The sequence below is a fragment of the Priestia sp. SIMBA_032 genome (assembly GCF_046535215.1).
In the GTDB taxonomy this organism is placed as follows: domain Bacteria; phylum Bacillota; class Bacilli; order Bacillales; family Bacillaceae_H; genus Priestia; species Priestia aryabhattai.
Window position 1 is genome coordinate 230,726 of record NZ_JAWRXD010000005.1, and the last position, 20,232, is coordinate 250,957.

Annotated in this window: 23 protein-coding genes and 1 riboswitch; of the genes, 14 read left to right on the forward strand and 9 right to left on the reverse strand. The window is 39.8% G+C overall.

Annotation, left to right across the window (positions count from 1 at the left end; translation table 11 throughout):
- Positions 1–205 precede the first annotated feature (205 nt).
- The 3 genes from SB717_RS18295 to SB717_RS18305 all read left to right on the forward strand — a co-directional run bounded on the left by SB717_RS18295 (position 206) and on the right by SB717_RS18305 (position 3,263).
- The gene (locus SB717_RS18295) at positions 206–658 is read left to right on the forward strand and encodes a MarR family winged helix-turn-helix transcriptional regulator (RefSeq protein ID WP_013058498.1); all 453 of its coding nucleotides are present in this window, start codon (positions 206–208) and stop codon (positions 656–658) included.
- Positions 627–1,826, forward strand: coding sequence for an MFS transporter (locus SB717_RS18300; RefSeq protein ID WP_410904391.1), 1,200 nt, complete (start codon positions 627–629; stop codon positions 1,824–1,826). Before SB717_RS18295 ends, SB717_RS18300 begins: the two co-directional genes overlap by 32 nt.
- A gap of 186 nt (positions 1,827–2,012) precedes the next feature.
- Positions 2,013–3,263: a C40 family peptidase gene (locus tag SB717_RS18305; protein ID WP_410904392.1), complete on the forward strand. Its 1,251-nt coding sequence runs from the start codon at positions 2,013–2,015 to the stop codon at positions 3,261–3,263.
- Positions 3,264–3,301: 38 nt separating this feature from the next.
- Here SB717_RS18305 and SB717_RS18310 read toward each other — a convergent pair whose 3' ends face one another.
- The gene (locus SB717_RS18310) at positions 3,302–3,841 is read right to left on the reverse strand and encodes a DUF2199 domain-containing protein (protein WP_081350889.1); all 540 of its coding nucleotides are present in this window, start codon (positions 3,839–3,841) and stop codon (positions 3,302–3,304) included.
- 151 nt (positions 3,842–3,992) lie between these two features.
- Here SB717_RS18310 and SB717_RS18315 point away from each other — a divergent pair, with 151 nt between their 5' ends.
- The 3 genes from SB717_RS18315 to SB717_RS18325 all read left to right on the forward strand — a co-directional run bounded on the left by SB717_RS18315 (position 3,993) and on the right by SB717_RS18325 (position 6,058).
- Positions 3,993–4,658, forward strand: coding sequence for a sigma-70 family RNA polymerase sigma factor (locus SB717_RS18315; RefSeq protein ID WP_410904393.1), 666 nt, complete (start codon positions 3,993–3,995; stop codon positions 4,656–4,658).
- 29 nt (positions 4,659–4,687) lie between these two features.
- Positions 4,688–5,269 (forward strand): ATP-dependent Clp endopeptidase proteolytic subunit ClpP, encoded by a 582-nt coding sequence (gene clpP / locus SB717_RS18320; protein ID WP_410904394.1) that lies wholly within the window; start codon positions 4,688–4,690, stop codon positions 5,267–5,269.
- A 144-nt stretch (positions 5,270–5,413) separates the two neighbouring features.
- Complete coding sequence (locus SB717_RS18325) at positions 5,414–6,058, forward strand: Bax inhibitor-1/YccA family protein (protein WP_028409806.1); 645 nt, start codon at positions 5,414–5,416, stop codon at positions 6,056–6,058.
- A gap of 39 nt (positions 6,059–6,097) precedes the next feature.
- Here SB717_RS18325 and SB717_RS18330 read toward each other — a convergent pair whose 3' ends face one another.
- Positions 6,098–6,340 (reverse strand): hypothetical protein, encoded by a 243-nt coding sequence (locus SB717_RS18330; protein WP_410904395.1) that lies wholly within the window; start codon positions 6,338–6,340, stop codon positions 6,098–6,100.
- Positions 6,341–6,540: 200 nt separating this feature from the next.
- Here SB717_RS18330 and SB717_RS18335 point away from each other — a divergent pair, with 200 nt between their 5' ends.
- Positions 6,541–6,993: a hypothetical protein gene (locus SB717_RS18335; RefSeq protein ID WP_098621057.1), complete on the forward strand. Its 453-nt coding sequence runs from the start codon at positions 6,541–6,543 to the stop codon at positions 6,991–6,993.
- Positions 6,994–7,141: 148 nt separating this feature from the next.
- A complete protein-coding gene (locus SB717_RS18340; protein WP_410904396.1) occupies positions 7,142–7,819 on the forward strand; it encodes a hypothetical protein in 678 nt (225 codons plus the stop codon).
- A 105-nt stretch (positions 7,820–7,924) separates the two neighbouring features.
- On the opposite strand, the gene SB717_RS18345 is transcribed toward SB717_RS18340, so the two are convergent.
- From SB717_RS18345 to SB717_RS18355, 3 genes are all read right to left on the reverse strand, one after another.
- Positions 7,925–8,086: a hypothetical protein gene (locus SB717_RS18345; RefSeq protein ID WP_164796205.1), complete on the reverse strand. Its 162-nt coding sequence runs from the start codon at positions 8,084–8,086 to the stop codon at positions 7,925–7,927.
- 67 nt (positions 8,087–8,153) lie between these two features.
- Positions 8,154–9,470, reverse strand: a complete 1,317-nt coding sequence (locus tag SB717_RS18350) for a CitMHS family transporter (RefSeq protein WP_410904397.1) — start codon at positions 9,468–9,470, stop codon at positions 8,154–8,156.
- 295 nt (positions 9,471–9,765) lie between these two features.
- Positions 9,766–10,626, reverse strand: a complete 861-nt coding sequence (locus SB717_RS18355; RefSeq protein ID WP_071271746.1) for a LysR family transcriptional regulator — start codon at positions 10,624–10,626, stop codon at positions 9,766–9,768.
- Positions 10,627–10,810: 184 nt separating this feature from the next.
- Here SB717_RS18355 and SB717_RS18360 point away from each other — a divergent pair, with 184 nt between their 5' ends.
- From SB717_RS18360 to SB717_RS18370, 3 genes are all read left to right on the forward strand, one after another.
- Positions 10,811–11,938: a 2-methylaconitate cis-trans isomerase PrpF family protein gene (locus SB717_RS18360; protein ID WP_410904486.1), complete on the forward strand. Its 1,128-nt coding sequence runs from the start codon at positions 10,811–10,813 to the stop codon at positions 11,936–11,938.
- A 94-nt stretch (positions 11,939–12,032) separates the two neighbouring features.
- The gene (locus SB717_RS18365) at positions 12,033–12,698 is read left to right on the forward strand and encodes a cyclase family protein (protein WP_410904399.1); all 666 of its coding nucleotides are present in this window, start codon (positions 12,033–12,035) and stop codon (positions 12,696–12,698) included.
- On the forward strand, positions 12,695–13,537 hold the full coding sequence (locus SB717_RS18370; protein ID WP_410904400.1) for a GNAT family N-acetyltransferase: 843 nt from the start codon (positions 12,695–12,697) through the stop codon (positions 13,535–13,537). Before SB717_RS18365 ends, SB717_RS18370 begins: the two co-directional genes overlap by 4 nt.
- A 27-nt stretch (positions 13,538–13,564) precedes the next feature.
- On the opposite strand, the gene SB717_RS18375 is transcribed toward SB717_RS18370, so the two are convergent.
- Complete coding sequence (locus SB717_RS18375; RefSeq protein ID WP_410904401.1) at positions 13,565–14,149, reverse strand: YjgB family protein; 585 nt, start codon at positions 14,147–14,149, stop codon at positions 13,565–13,567.
- A 333-nt stretch (positions 14,150–14,482) separates the two neighbouring features.
- Between SB717_RS18375 and SB717_RS18380 the strand changes: the two genes are divergently transcribed.
- Both SB717_RS18380 and SB717_RS18385 read left to right on the forward strand, forming a co-directional pair.
- Positions 14,483–16,474 (forward strand): putative polysaccharide biosynthesis protein, encoded by a 1,992-nt coding sequence (locus tag SB717_RS18380; RefSeq protein WP_410904402.1) that lies wholly within the window; start codon positions 14,483–14,485, stop codon positions 16,472–16,474.
- Positions 16,475–16,620: 146 nt separating this feature from the next.
- Positions 16,621–16,727: riboswitch (SAM riboswitch) on the forward strand.
- A gap of 76 nt (positions 16,728–16,803) precedes the next feature.
- Positions 16,804–17,466 carry a sulfite oxidase-like oxidoreductase gene (locus SB717_RS18385; RefSeq protein WP_410904403.1) on the forward strand — a complete coding sequence of 221 codons (663 nt, stop codon included), beginning with the start codon at positions 16,804–16,806 and terminating at the stop codon, positions 17,464–17,466.
- A gap of 33 nt (positions 17,467–17,499) precedes the next feature.
- Here the strand turns inward: SB717_RS18385 and SB717_RS18390 are convergent, their stop codons facing one another.
- Together SB717_RS18390 and moaC are read right to left on the reverse strand one after the other, a co-directional pair.
- Positions 17,500–18,012, reverse strand: a complete 513-nt coding sequence (locus SB717_RS18390) for a MogA/MoaB family molybdenum cofactor biosynthesis protein (protein WP_410904404.1) — start codon at positions 18,010–18,012, stop codon at positions 17,500–17,502.
- A gap of 12 nt (positions 18,013–18,024) precedes the next feature.
- Positions 18,025–18,513, reverse strand: a complete 489-nt coding sequence (moaC, locus tag SB717_RS18395; RefSeq protein ID WP_045293624.1) for a cyclic pyranopterin monophosphate synthase MoaC — start codon at positions 18,511–18,513, stop codon at positions 18,025–18,027.
- A gap of 114 nt (positions 18,514–18,627) precedes the next feature.
- Between moaC and SB717_RS18400 the strand changes: the two genes are divergently transcribed.
- Positions 18,628–19,893 (forward strand): molybdopterin molybdotransferase MoeA, encoded by a 1,266-nt coding sequence (locus tag SB717_RS18400; RefSeq protein ID WP_410904405.1) that lies wholly within the window; start codon positions 18,628–18,630, stop codon positions 19,891–19,893.
- A 14-nt stretch (positions 19,894–19,907) separates the two neighbouring features.
- On the opposite strand, the gene SB717_RS18405 is transcribed toward SB717_RS18400, so the two are convergent.
- Positions 19,908–20,027: a YvrJ family protein gene (locus SB717_RS18405; protein ID WP_410904487.1), complete on the reverse strand. Its 120-nt coding sequence runs from the start codon at positions 20,025–20,027 to the stop codon at positions 19,908–19,910.
- Between the last annotated feature and the right edge of the window lie 205 nt (positions 20,028–20,232).

Sequence of the window (20,232 nt, forward strand, 5' to 3'; positions counted from 1 at the left end):
GGTGCATGTAAATATATACAAAAAGTTTCGTGATGCGAAAGAATAAGAAAACAGAAGCGAAAGCGTAAATCATTAGTAGAAAAAGAGAGAAAATAGTTGATTTTAGCTCTTTTTGGCCGCCTTTACACATTGACTAGCAGCACATATACTAATAAAAGAACAATTATTTACCTAGGTAAATAAATTAAAAGGTGAGGTGAGAAAAGTGAATAACTTGGTGTTTCATGAGCTTCATCAAAAGTCGAGATTGTCTATTAAAGAAGTAAATGAAGTGTTAAAAGCGTACGGGCTATACAGCTCACAGTATTCAATTTTATTTTGTTTAAAGCGATTCGGCTCGATGACACAAACGGAGATTTGGCAGTATTTAAATGTCGAAGCACCAACGGTTACCCGCACGTTAACAAGGCTTGAAAAAAGCGGATGGATCGTTCGAAAAGCAGGCAGTGATAAACGAGAGCGCATCGTTTATTTATCTCCTCAAGCGAAGAAAAAGCTTCCGGAAATTCAGCAAGAAATTGAACGTTTAGAAGAAAATTTGCTAATTGCTTTATCCGACAGCGAACAAGATCAGCTTATTTCGTTATTAAAGAAAATTTGTAAATCTACAGAAAAGGGTGAAATGAATGACGAACCAGCAGGAGCCAATCTGGACTAAAAGCTTTATCAGCATTGCGATTACCAACTTTTTTATTTTTGTTGTGTTTTATGCATTGCTAACGCTGCTGCCGATTTATGTATTAGATGCCTTAGAAGGCACGAGTACGCAGGCAGGGCTTGTTGTTACCATCTTTTTATTATCTGCGATTATTGTTAGACCATTTTCAGGGAAAGTCATTGAAAACATTGGAAAGAAAAAAACGCTTGTATTTAGTACCCTCATTTTTGCGCTTTCTTCCTTCTTATATATGTTCATCCACGATTTTAACGTGCTTTTATTACTGCGCTTCTTTCAAGGAATTTCATTCAGCTTAGCAACAACCGTCACCGGAGCGATTGCAGCGGATTTAGTTCCCGCTAAACGACGAGGAGAAGGACTTGGCTACTTCGGAATGTCAATGAACTTAGCCGTTGTTGCAGGGCCGTTTTTAGCATTAACGCTTCATCAATACATGGCATACAACATTATTTTCCTTGTATTTGGCGTGATTATGCTCGTTGGCTGGCTGTGCGGAATGATGGTCAAAAATCTTCAAGAAAACGCTGCTCCATCAGTAAAGAAATCATTTTCACTGAGCGATTTGTTTGAAAAGAAATCCATGCCGATTTCATCTGTAGGTATTCTCGTTTCTTTTTCGTATGCAAGTATTATTTCTTTTATTTCTGTGTACGCACAGTCGCTTGGATTGATTAAAACAGCAAGCTTTTTCTTTGTCGTATTCGCAGCTGCGATGCTGATTTCACGACCGTTTACAGGAAGATTATTTGATAAATCTGGACCAAACATTGTGATTATTCCATCGTGTATTGTTTTTGCGATGGGTCTATTTAGCTTAGGCTTTACACATTCTTCTTGGATGCTGCTGTTTTCAGGCGCATTAGTAGGACTGGGCTACGGAACGTTGCTTCCTAGCTTCCAAACGCTTGCGATTCAAGCGGCGCCTGCTCACCGAAGCGCATATGCAACTGCCACGTTCTTTACGTTTTATGATAGCGGCATTGCAGTCGGTTCATTTGTATTAGGAATTGCAGCAGGTGCTTTAGGCTATTCAAAACTGTACTTTGCGCTTGGTATTTTTGTTCTTTTGATTACACTTTACTACAAGTGGATTGCAAATTTACGTCAAAAACAAAAAGCAGCAAATATCCAGGTGGGCATGAAATAAAAAAGCTCGGCGTAATATGCGCCGAGCTTTTTTATGGATTTTTTACAGGACTTTGGAAGGGAAGCATATTTAAGTCAAAAGGTACTAGCCAATTCCTATCCATCTGCACCATACTTTAACAGGGGAACCATTTACATATTACATATAAAACTTCTTGGATGAAATAAAAAACAAAGGAGAACAAACATGAAAGTAATGAAACCTCTTATGGTCACAGCGTTAGGACTTAGTCTTGCCACTTTTTATGAAGGCGCTTTTCCTGCTGAAAAAGCTGTACAAGTACAGGCTGCCACAGATGAAAGCATGATTGCCGAAAAAGCCAAAACATATGAAGGAGCCGACTATACGTCCGGAGGCGAAACGCTAAGCGACGGGTTTGACAGCTCTGGATTTGTTCAATATGTGTTCAAGCAAGCACTTGATACAACGCTTCCTCGTTCTGTGAAAGAACAATCAGAGCTTGGAACAGATGTTGACAAAAGTGAGCTGCAGGCAGGCGATGTATTGTTTTTTGACACCAATGAAAACGGTGAAGTGAACGTAGCCGCCATTTATATCGGAGACGATGAAATGATTTATGCATCTTCTTCAGACGGAAAAGTCGTGGTGAAAAACATTTCAAGCAGTGCCTATTGGTCATCGCATTTCGTCAAAGCAAAGCGCATTACGGGAGCACCGGAAATTGCACAAGATAATGAAGTGATTGCAGAAGCGCTAAAACATCTCGGCACACCATATGTATTTGGAGGTGAGTCGCCAACGGACGGTTTTGACTGCTCCGCATTTGTTGCGTATGTATTTCAGCATGCATCCGATGTCTATTTGCCGCGATCAACCGATCAGCAGTGGCAAGTTGGCGAAGAAGTTGCCCGCGAAGATTTAAAGCCAGGCGACGTTATCTTTTTTAAAGATACGTATCGTGAAGGGATTTCACACGTCGGCATCTACGCAGGCGGCAATCAGTTTATTCACGCCAAGCGCAGTGAAAATGTGACGGTTGACTACCTGACGAGCAGCTACTGGACATCTAAGTACGCCGGAGCAAGGCGCTACGATGACTTATCGCTGTCAAAAGACAATCCATTTGTGACGGAATCTCTTAAATATGTAGGAGAAGTACCTTATGCACAAGGTGGGACAAGCCCTTCTACAGGCTTTGATACGGCTGGTTTTGTTCAATACATTTACAAAGAAGCAGCTGGAAAAGACATTCCGCGCTATGCGAGTCAGCAGTGGGAAAAAGGAGAAAGTATTTCAAAATCTGACTTGAAGCCAGGAGATCTCGTCTTTTTTGAAGGAAGTTCACTTATTCCATCTATCTATATTGGAAATGACTATGTCGTTCACGTATCCACATCTGAAGGCGTAAAAATTACAAACTATAAAGTAGACAGCTACTGGGCGCCTAAATACTACGGAGCAAAGCGCATGCCATAAAGGGGGAAAACCAAGACAGTCTGGGGCTGTCTTGGTTTTTAATAGGTAGTCAATTGTTTTTGTATGTCTTTGATTCTCTCTAGCGTTATCCCTTCCCGCTGCTCAACGGCTAAAGGGTGATCGGTTGGCTCTAACTCGATGAGCGGCCGTGTTCCAACAGAGCGTGTATGCACATTTGTTTTCAAATTTAACGTTTCGGGATAGCCTGGAATTGAAACTGAAAACCATCCGAAATAAGGCGGTTCATTTTCTCTTTTGTCACTTTCCCATAAATTGATCATTCGATGAAAATTTTCTTCGCTTAAAGAAACCCATATGTTCCAAGTGAAAAATTCTTCTTCATTAAGAATAGGAATTTCAACACAGCCTCTTACGAAAAAATGTTCTTGATTCATGATACAAATCTCTGGATATAGTTCAAAGTCGTTTTGTCTTTCGTCGTCTGACGCGTCATAATAGTAAAAAGGAGCTTCACTTGTATAGCTCATAAGCAAAGCGGGCTGAGGGTATTTACAGGTTAAGTCTTTATAGTGACGTTTGTTCGTTTTCTTCTTGCCATATAATCGTCTTCTTCGCATATTATTTTAGACCCCTCAGATAAAAGTATCTTCATTATAATACAAAAAATGGCTGCTTAAGCGTATAATATGTAAAAAAGTTTGATTCCCCGTATCTTTTGAACTTCCTTTAATCGTTTAGTAAATAGAGAGTGCAAAAGGAGTGAAAATCATGTCACATTCAAAAAAAATCAAAACACAAACAGAAAGCTTTGACGATGCCTGCTGGAACGAGCATTACCCAAAATTGCAGCAGTACTGCCGTTTTTTAGCAAAAAATGTGTGGGACGGAGACGATATTGCCCAAGAAACGTATTTAAAAGCTCAGCGATATAAAGGTGAAGGGCACAAGCTGTCTTCCGCGCTGTTAAATAAAATTGCGTATCACCACTGGATTGATCTGCTGAGAAAACGAAAGCGTGAAGTAATAGCCGAAGAAAAAGGCTTGGAACAGCAAGCCGATAAGCATACGTTTGATAGTAAGGGGCACTCGGTCGAGCTGCTGCTTAGTCAGTTTACACCAAAGCAAGCTGTTATCTTTTTCTTAAAAGAAGGATTCCGCTATCAGGTGAAAGAAATCGCTTCTATTTTACAAACGTCAGAAACAGCGGTAAAAAGCAATTTGCATCGTGCCAAGCAGCGGTTAGAAAAAGACGGTGAGCCGTTTTCCACGGATTCTTTTTGGGATGAAAAAGAACGAAAAGAGCTGTCAGAGCTTTTTTATAAGACGCTAGAAGCGCAGGATCCAGCACTTTTGATTCATGCTTTGCCTTCCTTAAAAAGCGTCATTCAAAAACCAACGTATACTCCGACGTGCACTCTCTGCATGGCTGCATAGCAATATTACGTGTGATAAGGAGGATATATATGAGTACAATTCCATATGTAATTGAACAAAGTAACCGGGGTGAACGTTCGTATGATATTTATTCGAGGCTGTTAAAAGACCGGATTATTTTAATTGGTGATGAAATCAATGATCATATTGCCAACAGCGTAGTCGCGCAGCTCCTGTTTCTTGCGGCAGATGATCCTAAAAAAGATATTTCACTTTATATTAACAGCCCCGGAGGTTCGACTTCAGCAGGGTTTGCGATTTATGATACGATGCAGTACATCGAGCCGGATGTTCAAACGATTTGCACGGGCATGGCCGCTTCTTTTGGCGCACTGCTTCTCCTAGCAGGAGCAAAAGGAAAGCGCTATGCACTTCCGAACAGTGAAGTTATGATTCATCAGCCGCTAGGAGGGGCTAGAGGGCAGGCGACTGAAATTGAAATTAGCGCTCGGCGGATTTTAAAATTGAAGCATCATATTAATGAAATCATATCAACACGAACGGGACAGCCGGTTGAAAAAGTGGCAAACGATACGGAACGAGATTATTTTATGAGTGCTGAAGAAGCAAAGACTTACGGAATTATTGACGGTATTCTGTGGCCAAAATAAAGAGACACCAAGGAAGCATAGACGGCAGCGTCTATGCTTGTTTTCTATAGAAATAAGAAAAAAGGCCTTAGTATTATCTTTATTTTTCTTTAAAAGGTAGGTATTATATAAAATATAACAGATTTTAGAAAGAAGGTTTTACACATGCAAGAAGTGATTGGAGTAGAGCAGCGGTCTCTGTTTCAAAAAGTATTAGTCACATTTATTTTTTCGTTGTTTATTTCAACAGTTGGCTTATACGTAGGTCAATATGTGCCGCCGGCTTATTTTCTTCCTTTAGCGATTGCTGAACTTGTGATGCTGGTTGCGGCATTCATGTTACGAAAGAAAAAAAGCGTAGGATACGGTTTTACATATGCGTTTTCATTTATATCAGGCATCACGCTGTTTCCGATTGTTAGCTACTATGCATCAGTAGCGGGGGCGCAAGTTGTTCTTTATGCATTTGGAAGCACATTCGTTATTTTTACGGTGATGGGCGTGATTGGAGCAAAAACGAAAAAAGATTTAGGGTTTTTAGGCAGCTTTTTATTAGTAGCGTTGTTAGCACTAGTGTGCATCAGCATTTTCTCGCTGTTTAGTCCCTTAACAACGCCTGGACTCATGGCATTCTCAGTGATTGGAACCATCGTGTTTTCGCTTTACGTGCTGTATGATTTTAACAAAATGAAGCACGGTGAAATCACAGAAGAGCTTGTTCCACTGCTGGCACTATCTCTTTATTTAGACTTTATTAATCTATTCATCAACTTGCTTCGCTTTTTCGGTATTTTAGGAAGCGATGATTAATAAGAAAAACCTGTTGTCACAACAGGTTTTTTCTTTTATTTATTCTCCGCCATCCCCATCTCCATCCTCGCTAACGTCATCCTCGGTTTTTTCATAGTTGGTTCCGGTAGCATAAGGTTCTTTAAAAAACTTTTCAAGCCACGTGGAACTTGTAGCGACCGCTCCGTTTTTAGCGTGAATAAATTCACTGATTGTATATATTTCAACGACTTGCTTTCGATATTTCCGAAATAAAAATGCGCTGGCAACAACGCTAATGCTGATGATTATATACGTATTCATGAAATCCTCCTTATAAAAGAGTTAGTGTTATGTATGCCAGATAGCAAACGTGTATCCTTAGGACATTGTAAACAAATAGATTGAGGTAAATCATAATTGTGATGATTTTTAATGGTTTCTCTTATGGTTATTTTTGTTATTGTGTATTTATGATGAAAAACAAGCCGAGGAGAAGATCCAGTCTGAAAAGGAGGGTAAGTATGAACAAAGTAGCTATTACATCGTTATTATTTTTCTTGCTAGTTGGTTGCAACCAAGAAAAGGTAAATGTATCTACACCTAATGATGAACAAGTTCCAGTGTCGGGAAGCATTGTGGTTAATGACAAAGAGTATGAAATGCGAGTAGGAGAATATGAATGGAACGGTGACGATGGTGCGCACATAACCAAAACGGATTCTTACTCACCAAAAGAGGTTGCTAAAGAATTTGATGACCTTACGCTAGAGAAAGATACCAAAGTTAAAATTCTACTAAAAAACAATCCAAAACTTACTGTCTATCAACTGAACCAAAACAATCAAAAAGAAAAAATTACGATAAAGAATAATCGTATTGAAGTGTCTTCAAACAGTGGTTACTATCTTTATGAAGTATCAGGTAAATGGCCTCATGGAAAGGCAACTTATTTATTTGATGTAAATGTGAAATAGCTAGCTGATCGGATATTTGGGAGTTATAGTGAACTGCTATACATGCGTGAATCTAAAACAAGTTCGTTTAGTGGTGCGAGCCTTTGAAAAAATGGTAGTATAGAGCAGGTACATAGAGAACGTAAATTTTTTGGAAGGATGCATGTTAGTGGTGAATTTTAACGAGTTTTTTACTATTTCTTCATATGAAGTAATGGAGCATTTGAGTCGAACAGAAAACGGAAAGAATATAGATGAATATGAAGTGATATTGTATAACGAAAACGTTAGTCAAACAGAAAACGTGATGATTAAATTTAAAAAGGTGAGCGATGAAATAGAAGTGGAAAAGGTACAAACGCTCTCTTACTTTGATCAACAGCATCCTAAACACCCCTGTAAGATTTGCGGCAGTGAGCTGATGGTAAAAGAGAACAGCACTGAAGAACTAGATGTTTACGCACATAATTGTTCATTTAACTACGAAGAAATAGAAGGTTGTTTAAGAGAACTAGTACAAAATGAACTTTTGCAGGATGGATTTACTCAAGAAGAATTTGAACGGAACTATGGTGTTAACTACCGCGACGACGATAACCAGCAATATGGCTTTTACGATGCCCAACAAAGAGATACTTTTTACACCATCTTTAATGATAGCGTCTATCACACATCCTACAGGGGACCACAAGAGCTTCGCTGCAAGTTTTGCGGGATGGATGAAGAGCTGCTTGTTGTAGACGGAGCCTTCTATCAAAAATGTACAGGGTTAACTCCACATACTAATCGAATTATTCATATGATTGAAGCAAGGAAACAAAACGAACCAGACGTAACAAAACGTTGATGAGAGAAAAGGGACGGAGCTTGAGAAGAACATAAAAAAAGAAGCTTCCTTTTGAGCGAAAGGAAGCTTATCAAATTTGTACCTATAGGGTTGAGTGGTGCATAATTAAATAGCTATCGGAATAACCGATGAATCATTAAAGTAAACAACTTCCGAAAGAATACTGCAGCCTTTCAGCTTTTTGAGCTGAGAGAGCGCTTCTTCTTTACTATCAAACTCGTACATTTTCATTTCGCCTTTTCCGACATAACACGTAATCACATACATTTTAGAAGTACCTCCACCTATCATTTAGAATTTATTAATAAAAAGCTATAGCAGCTTTTATTCCCTATTATAATAGCGTAAGTGCGCCTGTTACAATAGCAAGGACAATGAGAACAAGAGACGTTAAAACGGCCCATTTAAATGCAAAGCGCTGATGTTCACCAAGATCAACACCTACCATACCTACAAGTAAGAAAGTAGAGGCCACGAGTGGACTTAACAGATGAACAGGTTGTCCGAGTACTGAAGCCCGCGCAATTTCCATCGGATCAATTCCGTAAGAAGCAGCAGTTTCAGCGAATATTGGTAAAACACCGAAGTAATAAGCGTCATTACTCATCACAAATGTAAACGGCATGCTTGTTAAAGCAACGATTGTCGGTAAAAACGAACCGAGTGAATCAGGAACTAAATGAATTAACAGGCTTGCCATTTCGTCAACCATTTTAGTGCCGGATAGTATTCCTGTAAAAATACCGGCTGCAAACACAAGGGCTGCAACGGTTAACGCGTTGCCTGCATGAGCCATTAAACGTTCTTTTTGATCCTCAAGTTTTGGATAGTTAATCATAAGAGCAAGCGCAAAACCAATCATAAATAAAACAGAAACGGACCAAATACCAGAAACTAATACGACCATAAGTGCAACGGTTAAAGCTAAGTTAATCCAGATTTTTTTAGGCTGTGTAATATCTTCTTGAGAAGTTAAAGACGCGTCTTCAGCAAAAGCAAGCGAGCTTTTTAATTCAAACTGCTCGATATCAATAGCACCAAGTCGTCTGCGCTCTTTTTTTCCAAGAATATAGCCTGTAAAAACAACCCACAAAGCTCCGCCAATTAACGTTGGAAGAAGTGGAATAAAGAACTCTGATGCATCGAGATGAAGGGCAACAATCGCACGAGTAGCCGGACCTCCCCAAGGCGTCATGCTGCTCATAATACTAAGAGAAAGCATCGCAACCGTCGTTAATACTAACGGGCTCATATTCAGGCGTTTATAAAGTGGAAGAAGAGCAGAAACCGTAATCATATAAGTGGTTGTACCGTCTCCGTCTAGTGCAACTAAAAGCGATAGAAGAGCGGTTCCGATGACGATTTTGAGTGGATCGCCTTTCACGATTTTTAACAGCTGCTTAATTAATGGATCAAACAGGCCAGCATCAATCATAACCCCGAAGTATAAGATGGCGAACAGCAGCATCGCAGCTGATGGAGCTACTTGTTTTAACCCTTCTAGCATCATGTCTCCGACACCTTTGCCAAATCCTCCAATCACGGCAAAAAGAAGTGGAATGACCATTAAAGCGACGATAGGAGACATCCTTTTTGACATAATGAGATACGTAAAGACAATAATCATTGTAAAACCTAGTAGTGCTAGCATTCAAACAACCTCCTTTATTTTCCCTCTTTTCTTTGAAAGCGTTTACTTTTAGAGTAAAAAAACGTGACTAACATCTCTCATCCCCATGTATGATCCGTAGTTTGATTATTAAGAATTTTTAAAGCCGCTCTTTACTCCCGCTGATGTTTCTTGTTTTCATGTTAGTACATTTTTAAAAATAAAGGAAATATAGGTTTTTTTAGAAAGTTCATAAAAAATTTTTATAATGGTAGTCTAGAAAAAAGCTTGGTCTAAAAGAGAGATTCTTCCAAGACGCAAACTTTTAGCTTTTGCTTTATTTTTCACTTAGCTTTAAAAAGTCAATAAATGCTTTCACGACCGCTAGATTCAAATAAGAAGGATCATACATGAGCCAGGTGTTTCGAAGCAAAGGTGATTCATCTCGGTATGAAAGTCCGTATGTATATAAGTTGTCGCTGGAGTGAAGGCAAATTTCAGGTAAAATCGCAAAGCCTAAATCATTTTTAACCATTTCTTTGGCTGTTTCTTGCCGGTCAACTTCCATTGCCACAAACGGAGGCTCTGAAAACTTGTCATGCCACCAGTCTTGAATGAGATCTTTTAGCGACGTATCGGTTTTATAGTTAATATAAGGCAGGTTCGGCAAGTCATCGATCGCAATTTCTTTTTTTGAAATTAAGCAAAGCCGTTCTTTTGTCAGCAGTGATTTTTCTCCGTTCCACGGGTAATTGCCTCGCAAAATACCAACATGAACACGCGAAGAGTCTAATAGATTCATAACTTGCGTACTCCACCCTGTATTTACGCTGAACTGTACATTTGGATAATGAAGAGAAAACTGTTTTAAAATTTTTGGGAGTTTATGCTGCGCAAAGTTACTCGATACCCCTAGGCGAAGCGTTCCCGTAACGGTTTCGCTCATATTACGCATGCTGTCTTTTGTTTCTTGCAGCTGCTTCCACATATCTTCCGCATAGCGAACAAGATGCTCACCTTCAGATGTAAACTCAATTCCTTTTTTCGTTTTGAAAAAAAGCGTTACGCCAAATTCTTCTTCAAGATTTTTAAGGCGGTAGCTTAAAGAAGGCTGTGATACGTAGAGCCTTTCAGCCGTTCGTGTAATGTTCTTTTCTTCGTGAAGCGTTTTAATTAGTATCCAATCTTTTTGATCCATCCCAATTCCCCCTTGTATTTAGATTATAAAAAAATTTTTAAAAAGACAATAAATTTTATGTATTTTACTTATGACCACCTCTATTATACGATAAATGGCAAATGAACCGGTTCTAAATAGTAAAAAAATAAAATGGTTTGATGAACGCCTCGGCGTTTGTTAGTAGGGGAGAAAGGTGATTAAGATGACGCGTATTCCTGTAACGGTTATGAGAGGTGGAACGAGTAAAGGGGTCTTTATCAATCATGAAGAAATGCCTGTGAACAAATCGGATTGGGAACCGTTTTTGCTAGATATAATGGGAAGTCCGGATCAACGTCAAATTGACGGGTTAGGCGGAGCCAATTCGCTGACAAGTAAAATTGCGATTATTAAAAAATCAGATTTAGAAGAAGCCGACGTAGATTATACGTTTGCGCAGGTCAGCATCAGCGAATCTCTCGTTGATTTTAAAGGAAACTGCGGTAATATCTCCTCAGCAGTGGGACCTTATGCCATTGAACAAGGACTTGTACAAGCTGTGGAACCGGTGACTAAAGTGCGGATCTATAATACAAATACTAAAAAAGTAATCGTAGCGGAAGTAGAAGTAGAAAACGGAAAAGTGAAAACAGAAGGATCATGTATGATTCCTGGAGTACCGGGTACAGGTTCACCTATTTATCTTTCGTTTGAAAATGGAGAAGGCGCCGTTACCGGAAAACTGCTGCCAACGGGAAATGCGATTGATCTGCTGCAAACGTCCATCGGGACAGTAAAAGCATCAATTGTTGATGTAGGAAATCCGCTTGTATTTGTTAAAGCAGCGGATATTGGTCTAAAAGGAACAGAACTTCCCCATGAATACACGGACAAACAGCTGAAGCTATTTGAAGAAATTCGATCCATTGCGGCGGAAAAAGCGGGGCTGGCATCTCAAGACAAAGCAACTAAACTATCACCAGCCGTTCCCAAAATGACGATTATTGCTCCTCCACTGGACCACCGCGACGGGACTGGAAGAGACAAGGCGGCTTCTGAAATGGACGTATTAATTCGCATGATGTCGATGCAAAAACCGCATCAAACGCTTGCTATTACAGGAGCAATATGTACAACAGCGGCTATTTATACAAAAGGCACGCTTCCATCAGAAATGGTTCAATTAAAAGGTGATACCGTTCGACTTGCTCATCCAATGGGAATTATGGAAACTAGTGTGGATTTAAAAAATGGACAGGTTAACGGAATCAAAGTAGTGCGTACAGCCCGTCTTATTTTTGAAGGATTTGTTTATACAAAGCATACGTACGATGTATGTTTATCAAGTTAATAATGTTCTTTAAAAAAAGCTCTTTCTAGGAAACTAGGAAGAGCTTTTTTATGTTAGACTATTTTTACTGAATATTGAAAAAGTGGGTGGGAGTATGAAAAAAAGAACGTATATTGATTTAAGCCACGTCATTGAAGCCGGAGTTATTACACATAAAGGCTTGCCGGCACCGATCATTTGTGACTATTTAAGCCGAGAAGAGTCTAGAAAGCTGTATGAACCAGGCACTGAATTTCAAATCGGTAAAATTGAAATGGTTACAAATACAGGTACGTATATTGACGTGCCGTTTCATAGATACAAAGACGGAGCGGATTTATCTCAAACGGCTATTGATAAAACAGCCGGACTGGAAGGAATAGTAGTTTCAGTCGACCCGACTTTAACGGCTATTGATGAATCTCATTTTCAGCATATAGACGTTAAAGGCAAAGCGGTATTAATTCATACGAGATGGGATCGCTACTGGAATACAGACGATTATTTAGAAAATCATCCATACTTAACAGAAAGCGCGGCGGCTTATTTAGTGGCTCAACAGCCCGCTCTTGTCGGAATTGATTCAATGAATATTGACGATACAAAAGGAAAAGCAAGACCAGCTCATACGCTGCTGTTAGGAGCGGACATTGTGATTGCTGAGCACTTATGTCGCTTAGATCAACTAACGGAGTCCTTTTTATTTTACGCCGTGCCTCCTAAAATAAAAGGAGCCGGAACGTTTCCGGTAAGAGCATTTGCGGAGATAGTAAGAAAATGATTCAGTTACATAGATACAGCGAAGTACAGGAATTTAAAAACCAAGTAGAGCCGCTTTTAGCGAAAAATGAAGTTCTTCATAACTTAGCGCTTGGCATTTTATACAGTTTACATGAAAACAGCAAACCAAATTTTATGGGTGTTATTTCAAAAGACGGCCGTGCTGCGCTTGTGTTACTGCAAACTCATCCTAAGCAAATTATTCTGTCTCAAATACAGCAGCTAACGGAGGGTGAACTAAGCGAAGCGGCAGAGCTGTTACAAGAAATCGCGGTACCGGGCTTAGTTGGAGAAAGACAAACGGTTTTATATCTTTCTCAAAAACTAGCAGCGCTAAAAAATCAAGAAGCTTCTTTAAAAATGGATCAGCGTATTTACCGGTTAGACAAAGTAAAAAAAGCTGCGGAAGCTGAAGGAATGCTGGTAAAAGCAAAGTTGGAGCATCTTCCGCTCGTGACAGAATGGATTTGGGAGTTTATGGGGGGCATTGGAGAGCCTGTATCGAAAGAACAAGCTGCCAAAACAGGAGAAGCTTTTATTAAAGCAGAACGGCTATTTTTATGGGAAGCAAACGGGAAGTATGTGTCGATTGCCAATGCTACGCGTCCAACGGTCCATAACATTACAATTAACTTTGTATACACACCTCAAAAAGAACGTAAAAAAGGCTATGCCTCAAGCTGTGTATCCACGCTTTCTCAGCTTATGCTAGACAAAGGATTTCAAACAACAAGTCTGTACACGGATATGACAAACCCCACGTCTAACAAGATTTATATGGAGATTGGGTATGAGCACGTAGCTGATTCAGCATTGGTTTTATTTCGTGAAAAAAAGTAGCAGGCTGTCTGCTACTTCTTCTATGAATTAAGGTTTTGTAACTAAATTTACGTGATTTAATGTTTTTGCATCATCAAAAATAAATTCAAGATCATAGGCGCCAGCGTGATACGTGTATCTCGTTTGAGTCGTAGCATCACCTTTTACTTTGTTTGTAAAGTTTGGCTGACCTAATTCTTTCTTTAAGTTAGCTTGCGTGATGGACCCTAAATTTGTTTGACGCTCTACATTTGTACCAAAATAGCGAATTTCGTTGATGACGTTATTTTTGTCATAGCCAAATGCGTATCCAGGGTGACCCATTTCCGCATGATAGTAGTCAAAGTTATTTGATGAACCTTCAGGCGGCGGACCGAACTGATCACGAACGTCTTGACGCAGGGTTTTGCCAATTTTAAAGTCTGCTGTTAAGCGCGGCACTTCACCTTTTACTGCGGCATTATAAATTTCGTTAATATTTTTTACAGCTGTTTGACTTTGACTGCTTGTTTCTTGAGATGTAGCTGCGTGTGCTGGTGTATCAAGATGAGAGACAGGAGCAAATCCAAACGCAGCAATGCCTGTAATCGTTGCAGCGGCCGCCGCTTTTGATAGTCGTTGTTTCATTTTCATGATTTTTTCCTCCTTTATTTATATTGATTTAGCAACCTCAGTCTACCTAAAAGAGCAGGTAGGCCAGAATAGTCAAGGAGTCTTAGTTGAGTTGGTAACTGATATATATAATGTAACACGTCTTTTAGAATATAAACGTCAGGTAAAGTAAAAAGCAAAAAACGATTCATTTCTCATAGGTGAAAAGATTGGTTTGTATTCCTTTATTAGGTAAAAGACGTAATATAGAGAAGATTCTAATGCTTTATAAAAAACTGGATAATAATTGTAAGTATGATACAATATATCAAGTATTTGTTAAAAATAAAATATCTATTTCTGGAGTTTTGATGTATGGAAAAAAATTTGATGAGAGGTACGCTTTTATTAACAGCGTCTTCTTTGTTAACAAAGATTTTAGGCTTTATTTATATTATTCCTTTCACAGCCTTAGTGGGAACGTCAGGTTATGCACTTTATAAGTATGCATACGGTCCATATACATTGATGCTAAGCTTATCGACAATGGGTCTTCCGCTTGCTGTTTCGAAATATGTATCGAAATATAACGGTCTTGGAAACTACCGTGCGGGACAAGATCTATTAAAAGCAGGACTTGTATTAATGACGATAACGGGCATAGTAGGCTTTTTAGCGCTTTATACCATGGCGCCGTGGCTTGCTGAGCTAGTGATTAACGGAAAAGATTCCTCAGGAAATAGTCAAAAAGACGTGGTATACGTGATTCGAATGGTGAGCTTTGCTTTAATTATTATCCCGCCTATGAGTCTATTACGAGGCTACTTTCAAGGTAACCAGTCCATGGGACCATCCGCGCTAAGTACAATTATTGAACAAATAGTGCGTGTGCTGTTTATTTTAGCAGGAGCATATGCTGTTATTCATCTCTTTCATAGCACGATTACAAAAGCTGTTGGAATCGGTACGTTTGGAGCGTTTATTGGAGGCTTAGGAGGTATAGGGATTCTCGGTTCGACTTATCTAAAACGCAAGCGGCTGATTATGAAGGAAGTGAATAGCGGAAAGAATAATAAATCCATTTCGTTCTCTTCAATGTTCAAAGAGCTTGTGACGTACGCCGTTCCGTTTGTATTAGTTGGTTTAGCTATTCCAATCTATCAAAATATTGATACGTTTACGATTAACATGCTTTTTCAATCAATAGGGTATGGACAAGCTAAAGCCGAAACAATCAACTCTGTCATTGGATTAGCGCAAATTTTAGTGATGGTGCCGGTATCGCTAGCGACTGCCTTCAGCATGTCGCTGATTCCGGGTATTACATCTTCTTTTGTGCAAGGAAATTTACGAGAAGTAAAAGGAAAGATTACAAAAACGCTGCAGCTGTTGTTGTTTTTTACTCTTCCTGCTGCGGTGGGGCTTTGTTTATTGGGTAAGCCGGTATATATGATGATCTTTGGAGCGAAAAACAGTCATGAAATCGGTGGAGTTGTTTTACAATGGTATGCGCCTGCTGCGATTCTATTTGCTCTTTTCACCGTAACAGCCGCGATTCTTCAAGGAATTAATCAGCAAAAGAAATTAATTTTTGGCTTGGGCTTAGGTATTGTTGTGAAGATAGTATTAAACGTACTGTTGGTTTCAAGCTTAAAAGAAATTGGACCTGTTGTCGCGACGTACGGAGGATATGGTGTATCGGTTATCTATAACTTTTATTTAATTGAAAAATCCATTTCTTACCGAGTTCAATCACTGGGAAAAGCCGCGTTGACGCCTGTTTTATTAGTAAGTGTGATGTCAGCCGCTGTGCTTATTGGCAATTATGCTTCTCACTATTTTCTAGAAAATAAGCTGTCTGCATCTTCACTTGCGATTAGCACGTCTTGTATTTCAATAGCTTTAGGTGTTGCTGTGTATCTAGGGCTTGGCGTCAAAACAAGTTTAGGGCAATCTGCTGTATTAAATAGAAGAAAAAAATATAAAGGAGAGAAAGGTGTGTCAAAACGATTTGTACTAACCGTGGCGGCTGGAGGATGTATAATAATTTCCGGCGCGCTATTGCTATTAAATTGGGAAAGAGTGTTTGGAGATTATCGTCCCGTTCAAACAGCAACAGCTGTATTTAAGTTAGAAGTGGGAAGTCAAGATGTAGCAAAGACTACGGATTCAGATAATGTTCTTTACTATATGGTGAAAAAAGGACATTTAGATGAATATATTCAACTGATGAATGAAAAAGGCTATGTGTTAAAAGAGAAAGATATTGATCATAACCGACTTGTTTTTAACGATGGACAAGAAGATGAGCAAATTTACTACAAGCGCTTTGCCAGGAAGTATACGATGATTGATGGAGAAGGGTGAAGACTTGACATAGTATTTTAGTAGACTAAAATCTTATACCTCTATCTGTTTTTAAAGTTTTTTTGTGCGGAAAAGAAAAATAATATTGACAATTATGACAAAAAGCTTAATACTGACTTTATTACATAAAACAAATACAATTTGTTTCCTTATCAAGAGAGGTGGAGGGACTGGCCCTGTGAAACCCGGCAACCGCTGTCTATGACAGAATGGTGCCAAATCCTTAAGAGTGCGCTGCTCTTAGAGATAAGGAAGAAGCTGAAACGAAGCTCTTCCTTATTTATTTAAGGAAGGGCTTTTTATGTAGAAGAAACAACGAGGTGATATTTTTGAACAAAGCAGACCGTATCAAACGAATGAAAACACCAGAAATTGATCCAAAGTACGAAGGACGAGTGCCTCCGGGTCAGGTAGTAACGGAGCGATTTCCGATTTTACATGAAGGGGACGTGCCGGAGTATAACTTAGAGGAGTGGACGCTTCGCGTGTTTGGATTGGTAGATAAAGAAGTGACGCTTTCGTACCAAGATATATTGAATATGCCGCAAACAACGGTGAAGTGTGATATCCACTGCGTAACGAGATGGACAAGGCTTGATAATCAATTTACGGGCGTGCTGTTTACAGACTTTTTGAAGGCAGTTGGCGTGGAGTTAAAAAGTAAATACATCATGCTGCATGGAGATAATGACTATACGTCAAACATTGAAGTAAAAGATTTACTGAGAGACGATATTCTTCTTGCTCATTCTTTTAACGGAGAGCCGCTTACAGCTAAGCATGGATATCCGCTGCGATTGGTTGTTCCGCATTTGTACTTTTGGAAAAGTGTTAAATGGCTTCGAGGCTTTGAAGCCATTGATGAAAATCGTCCTGGCTTTTGGGAGCAAAACGGCTTTCATCTTAGAGGAGATCCGTTTAAAGAAGAACGTTTTTCTGGAGAAGATTTAGGTATTCCAGAAGATGAGTGGGTACATAAAGACTATGATTAATGAAAATGCCTATGCGCGCGCATAGGCATTTTGTCAGCGCTGGCGGTTTAATTCCCACACAACATGGCGAAGTTCAGGCAAAATCAGCTTGGTCATCGCTAGACGAACCGCAGCGCTTGATCCTGGTGTAGAAAAAACGGCTTTTTCGTTAATCGTCCCGGCAATTGCCCGGCTCATAATCGCCGCGCTGCCAATGTCTTCGGTGTAGCTCAGCATGCGAAACAGCTCGCCAAACCCAACGATTTCTTTATGAATCAGCGCTTGAACGGCTTCAATGGTGACGTCTCGTTTTGTGATGCCCGTCCCGCCGTTTGTGAGAACAACGTCAATGTTCTCATCACTGCAGCCAGCAAGTATGGCTTGTTGAATAGACGTTTGGTCGTCTTTTACAATTTCATAGGAAGCGATCTGCATGTCGTGTTCTTTCAGAAGCTGGATCATCAGCGCACCGCTTTTATCGGTTTCTTTTGTACGTGTGTCTGATACCGTAATGACTTTGCAGCGAACGGGCTGAGTTGCTTTAGATTTATGTTCGTGTACGCTCATTATGTACCTCCTTTACGCTTCGGTGCGCTTATAGTCACCGTTTTTGCCGCCTGATTTTTCAAGTAAATACGTTTCGCCAATAATCATTCCTTTATCAATGGCTTTGCACATATCATAAACAGTTAGAGCGCAAGCAGAAGCGGCAGTTAAAGCTTCCATTTCAACGCCTGTTGAGCCTTCCGTTTTAACCGTTGCTTCTATTAATAAACGGTACTGATTATTGCTTGTATCCCAGTCAAATGAAAGGTTTACGCCTTTTAATAGAAGGGGGTGACACATCGGAATAATGTCAGACGTACGTTTTGCTGCCATGATTCCCGCTACTTGTGCAACAGCAAGTACGTCACCTTTTCCAATTTTATGTTCTACAATGGCTTCATGAATTTCTTTGTTAACCAGTATGCTTGAACGAGCGGTTGCAACGCGGCGAGTGATAGATTTTTCGCTAATATCGACCATGTTGGCACGGCCTTGATCATTAAAATGTGTAAAAGAAGACATCGGTGTTTTCATCCTTTTTCAGTAAATTTTGTTGTATGATAGAAATAGTAAGATATGCTATGATTTTACACCATAGCGCAAAAAGTGAACAGACATAAAGGAAGTGAAGAATGTATGTTAGAAAGCAGAACACCTATTTCAATTCCTGAAGCAATTGAAAAAGTCATGACATATAAAAAAAAAGGCAGCATCGAACGCGTATCGATCACTGAAAGCTACGGACGCTATTTAGGAGAAGATATTGTCGCTGATCAAAACGTGCCTCATTTTAATAAATCGCTTTATGACGGCTTTGCGGTTCGAGCGCAAGACTGCGTAGAAGTCTCAAGTGAACATCCTGTGGAGTTCGAAGTTGTAAGTGAAATCGGTGCCGGCTCTGTGTTTGAAGAAGAAGTAAAGCCGTTTCAAGCGGTACGTATTATGACAGGAGCGCAAGTGCCTCATTCATGTGATGCAGTTGTAATGCTTGAAGTAACGAAGTCGTATGAAAAAGAAGGCAAAACGTATATGGCGTTAAGCAGGTCAGCTTCAAAGTGGGAACACATTGCGTTAAAAGGAGAAGAAACAAAAAAAGGAGACGTGCTTGTTTCCAAAGGAACGCGCATTAATCCAGGCGTCACCGCTTTTTTAGCTACGTTTGGCTATGCGGATGTAGCCGTGGTGAAGCAGCCAGTGGTGGGCGTGTTAACAACGGGAAGCGAACTGCTTGATGTAAATGAACCGTTAGAACCAGGGAAAATCCGTAACAGCAACTCCTATATGGCTCTTGCGCAAATCGTAAGAAGCGGGGGAATTCCGAAATGTTTAGGGAAGCTTGAAGATGATTTTGACCGCTGCTATGAAGCGGTAGAAAAAGCGCTTGAAGAAGTGGATATTTTACTGACAACCGGCGGGGTATCCGTTGGGGACTATGATTATTTGCCGGCTATCTATGAAAAGCTTGGCGCAAATGTACTCTTTAACAAAATTGCGATGCGACCGGGAAGCGTCACAACAGTCGCAGAACGAAACGGACAGCTGCTGTTTGGATTATCAGGAAACCCATCTGCTTGCTACGTCGGATTCGAACTATTTGTTCGTCCAATTGTTCGCAGCTTTTTACATTCACCACGGCCTCATTTACATAAAACAAAAGCGGTATTAAACGGCCGTTTTAAAGAGCCTAATGCATTCACAAGAATGGTACGAGGAGAAATTACAGACGAAGGCGGAAGGCTCTTAGTAACGCCTGTTGGCATGGATAAGTCAGGAGCTATTTCGTCATTAGCTGCAGCAAATGCGCTGATTGTTCTTCCAGGAGGAGAGCAGGGATATGATAACGGAGCAGAAGTGGCCGTGCTGCATCTTGAAAAAGAAGGAGCAAGTTCGCTTTGGATATAAATAAAGTAACTTGCTTATTGCTTGTCCTTTTTTTCAATAAGAATTTGAAGAAGTTCTGTAATTCGATCTAATTTGTTTTCAATGCGAACAAGTAAGTAAAAAGACAGGGTAATTGGAAAGCCTAAATCTCTAATATAGCTAACTAAATTTTCTGTAGTAGCATACCTCCTTCACTTAGAAGATATAGTATCATATGTAATATCTAAGTATTTGTTCGCAGGACATACGTCCATTTTTAAGACAAAAGTCCTTAAAAAATAAGAAAAAGCAGCCTCGGCATTGGCAAGCGAGGCTGCTTTTTGTAAGGGTTCATTTATACGTACTCGAGTATAAATGACT

Bases quoted from the DNA above. Each gene is read 5' to 3' on its own strand.
- SB717_RS18300 (WP_410904391.1), top strand. From the start codon at position 627: ATGACGAACCAGCAGGAGCCAATCTGGACTAAAAGCTTTATCAGCATT.
- SB717_RS18305 (WP_410904392.1), top strand. From the start codon at position 2,013: ATGAAAGTAATGAAACCTCTTATGGTCACAGCGTTAGGACTTAGTCTT.
- SB717_RS18310 (WP_081350889.1), bottom strand. From the start codon at position 3,841: ATGCGAAGAAGACGATTATATGGCAAGAAGAAAACGAACAAACGTCAC.
- SB717_RS18315 (WP_410904393.1), top strand. From the start codon at position 3,993: ATGTCACATTCAAAAAAAATCAAAACACAAACAGAAAGCTTTGACGAT.
- clpP (WP_410904394.1), top strand. From the start codon at position 4,688: ATGAGTACAATTCCATATGTAATTGAACAAAGTAACCGGGGTGAACGT.
- SB717_RS18325 (WP_028409806.1), top strand. From the start codon at position 5,414: ATGCAAGAAGTGATTGGAGTAGAGCAGCGGTCTCTGTTTCAAAAAGTA.
- SB717_RS18330 (WP_410904395.1), bottom strand. From the start codon at position 6,340: ATGAATACGTATATAATCATCAGCATTAGCGTTGTTGCCAGCGCATTT.
- SB717_RS18335 (WP_098621057.1), top strand. From the start codon at position 6,541: ATGAACAAAGTAGCTATTACATCGTTATTATTTTTCTTGCTAGTTGGT.
- SB717_RS18345 (WP_164796205.1), bottom strand. From the start codon at position 8,086: ATGTATGTGATTACGTGTTATGTCGGAAAAGGCGAAATGAAAATGTAC.
- SB717_RS18350 (WP_410904397.1), bottom strand. From the start codon at position 9,470: ATGCTAGCACTACTAGGTTTTACAATGATTATTGTCTTTACGTATCTC.
- SB717_RS18355 (WP_071271746.1), bottom strand. From the start codon at position 10,626: ATGGATCAAAAAGATTGGATACTAATTAAAACGCTTCACGAAGAAAAG.
- SB717_RS18360 (WP_410904486.1), top strand. From the start codon at position 10,811: ATGACGCGTATTCCTGTAACGGTTATGAGAGGTGGAACGAGTAAAGGG.
- SB717_RS18365 (WP_410904399.1), top strand. From the start codon at position 12,033: ATGAAAAAAAGAACGTATATTGATTTAAGCCACGTCATTGAAGCCGGA.
- SB717_RS18370 (WP_410904400.1), top strand. From the start codon at position 12,695: ATGATTCAGTTACATAGATACAGCGAAGTACAGGAATTTAAAAACCAA.
- SB717_RS18375 (WP_410904401.1), bottom strand. From the start codon at position 14,149: ATGAAAATGAAACAACGACTATCAAAAGCGGCGGCCGCTGCAACGATT.
- SB717_RS18380 (WP_410904402.1), top strand. From the start codon at position 14,483: ATGGAAAAAAATTTGATGAGAGGTACGCTTTTATTAACAGCGTCTTCT.
- SB717_RS18390 (WP_410904404.1), bottom strand. From the start codon at position 18,012: ATGAGCGTACACGAACATAAATCTAAAGCAACTCAGCCCGTTCGCTGC.
- moaC (WP_045293624.1), bottom strand. From the start codon at position 18,513: ATGTCTTCTTTTACACATTTTAATGATCAAGGCCGTGCCAACATGGTC.
- SB717_RS18400 (WP_410904405.1), top strand. From the start codon at position 18,628: ATGTTAGAAAGCAGAACACCTATTTCAATTCCTGAAGCAATTGAAAAA.